This window comes from Mesorhizobium sp. P3_A9, assembly GCF_056402975.1.
This window is the reverse complement of record NZ_JBFUGJ010000574.1, coordinates 1-2,384: the sequence shown is the minus strand read 5'-3', so window position 1 is coordinate 2,384 and position 2,384 is coordinate 1. Positions and strand designations below refer to the sequence as shown.

Genomic DNA, 2,384 nt, shown 5'->3' with positions numbered 1-2,384 from the left:
TCCGGTCAACCGCTGGCTGGTCGGCGCGGCCGCGGCCTATGTGGCGACGGCGCTGGTCTGGGTGCACAGCCCGCTCTGGGGGCAGATAACCTGGTTCAAGCTGCCCGTGGTCATCGGTGGCTTCGACAAGACCTTCCTGTCGCTGCCGCGGCTGTTGCACATCCTGGCGGTCAGCTACCTCATCGTCGCCTTGCCGGCTCTGTCGAACCTGTTCCGCACCAGCCCAGACCATCCTTTGGCGATACTSGGCAAGCGCTCGCTGCCGGTYTTCATCGCCGGTACGGTGATCGCCATGGYCGCGCAGGTGATGAAACTGATCAATCCGGGCGGGCTTGCCTACGACAGCCTGCTGCTATCAGCCGGCATCGCCATGCAGTTCGCGCTCGCCTTCTATCTCGAATGGCTGTCGACCATCGGCGGCGCGGGCAAGGCCCGCACGACGCAAAAGGATGTTACGCCGGTTCGTGCGTCTTTCGGCATCTCCGCCGTCGCAAGAGCCAATCGCTGAGGGTATGGTTCAGCCGCGCGGCGGAGCCGACGAGGCGCGCACGATCAGTTCGACCGGCAACTGATGACGGCTGACCCCGCCGTCGTTTTCAAGGATCGCCTTGACGGCGAGACGGCCCATCTCGGCAATCGGCTGGGCGACGGTGGTCAATGATGGTTCGGACGCCGCTGCTTCCGGAACACCGTCGAACCCGACGACGGAAACATCTTTGGGAACGTTGAGCTTGCGCGCGCTCAGCCATTCGAGCGCCACCAGAGCCATTCTGTCCGACATCGCCAGGACCGCCGTGGGCGGCTCCTTGGCGGCGTCGAAGATGGTTTCGAGCCCCGCTATCGTGGTGGCCGCATCGTTGGCAGTCTCGTAGACGGGCACTTTGGATGTGTCGACGCCAACCCGCGAAAGCTCCTCGAGATAGCCGGTCAGGCGGTCGCGCGTTCCCGCATAGGTCGCGGCCCGAACCTGCTCGGGCGAGACAAGACCTGTTCTGCCGTCAGCGAACGGCAGCGCCAGAACCGCAAAACGGCGATGTCCAAGATCCGTGAGATGGCGCGCCGCAAGGCTGGCGCCGGCGATGTTGTCGACACCGATCGCCGCAACCGCTCCGTCCTCGGAGGCGAGGTCGAGCGCCACGAAGGGCAGTTTTCGCTCGCGCGCCAGTTCCACCAGGCGCGAACCGCCTTCGACGCAGAAGACGATGAAGCCGTCGACCAGGGCGCTCTGGATGTTCCAGGCCAGTTGTTCGTTGTTGGCAGCCGAGACCAGGGAGATGCCGGCTCCCGTTGCGTCGCAGGCCTGCGAGATGCTCGCCATCATGACCCGCGCGAAGGGATCGTCGAAGAAATAGGAGAGGGGCTCGGCGGTGGCGACGCCAATGGCGTTGACCTTGCCGGCCCGCAGCAAGCGACCCTTGGGATCCGGCCCGCCATAGCCCATCGCCTCGGCTGCTGCCTTGACCCGTTCACGGACTTCCTCGCGCACGATTTCCGGGCGGCTGAAGACATTGGATGCGGTGCCGTGCGAGACACCCGCAGCCTTGGCGATGTCGGCCAGCCGGACGGGTCTTCGATTGCCTGCGGTGAGTGACGCCATTGTGCGGGCCTCCTGACATGCATTTAGCACGTTCCGGATTTGCACCTAGCACTTTCGTTGGATCGATTCAAATTTCACTTGACCGGAGATGGTTGAGGATCTATGTTTGAATCGATCCAAATGGGCAGATTTGTTCTGCTGAATGACGAAGGGGAGGTGCGCGATGCATCCCGTCAATTATCTGTTCGAAGACATCTACCGCAACGACTGGAGTATCGGGTCGGCCACCAACAGGTCCGGGCGCCGGAGCAGGACCGGTCCTTGGATTCGCGACCTTCGCTTCCTTGTGGAGCGCAAGCGGAGCTGATCGGCGCCATTTTTTTACGTGCCGATTGGATCGATTCAACTCAATTCAAAGGGAGAAAATCCATGCATCCCATCAAGCATCTGTTCGAGGACATCTATCGCAACTACTGGGGCATCGCGCCGGCCGCCGAGCGGCCGAAGGTGCGGCGCCTGACGAAACCGGCCGTGCGCAATCGCGATCTTTGGGTTCGCACCGAACGTCCCCGGGATTGATCCACTTTGGCCTCAGGAGCGCGGGCGTACCAGGGCGGAGATTGCTATCCCCAGCCAGCCGGCGATGAGCAGGGTGCCGCCGATTGGCGCCGACATCGGAAACAGTTTCGATCCCAGGAAATCGCGGGCGAGAAGATCGCCCGCGAAAAGCAGGAGCCCGACAAGCAGGACGACGCTCGCAATCCGCAGGCAGCGATTCGCGCCAATGAGGCCGACAGCGAGGAAGACCGGTGCGTGCATCAACAGGAACGACGCGGCCGTGCCGGTG

At 63.1% G+C, this 2,384-nt stretch carries 4 protein-coding genes; 2 read left to right on the top strand and 2 right to left on the bottom strand.

Annotated features, from left to right (window positions below):
- Nucleotides 1–508 (top strand): OpgC domain-containing protein (gene opgC / locus AC1DX0_RS34700; RefSeq protein WP_477358897.1); only part of this gene is annotated, 508 nt, incomplete at its 5' end.
- 9 nt (nucleotides 509–517) lie between these two features.
- Here the strand turns inward: opgC and AC1DX0_RS34695 are convergent.
- The gene (locus AC1DX0_RS34695; RefSeq protein ID WP_477221141.1) at nucleotides 518–1,597 is read right to left on the bottom strand and encodes a LacI family DNA-binding transcriptional regulator; all 1,080 of its coding nucleotides are present in this window, start codon (nucleotides 1,595–1,597) and stop codon (nucleotides 518–520) included.
- A gap of 102 nt (nucleotides 1,598–1,699) precedes the next feature.
- Here AC1DX0_RS34695 and AC1DX0_RS34690 point away from each other — a divergent pair, with 102 nt between their 5' ends.
- Nucleotides 1,700–2,116, top strand: coding sequence for a hypothetical protein (locus AC1DX0_RS34690; RefSeq protein WP_477221142.1), 417 nt, complete (start codon nucleotides 1,700–1,702; stop codon nucleotides 2,114–2,116).
- A 12-nt stretch (nucleotides 2,117–2,128) separates the two neighbouring features.
- On the opposite strand, the gene AC1DX0_RS34685 is transcribed toward AC1DX0_RS34690, so the two are convergent.
- Nucleotides 2,129–2,384 (bottom strand): DUF423 domain-containing protein (locus AC1DX0_RS34685; protein WP_477358894.1); only part of this gene is annotated, 256 nt, incomplete at its 5' end.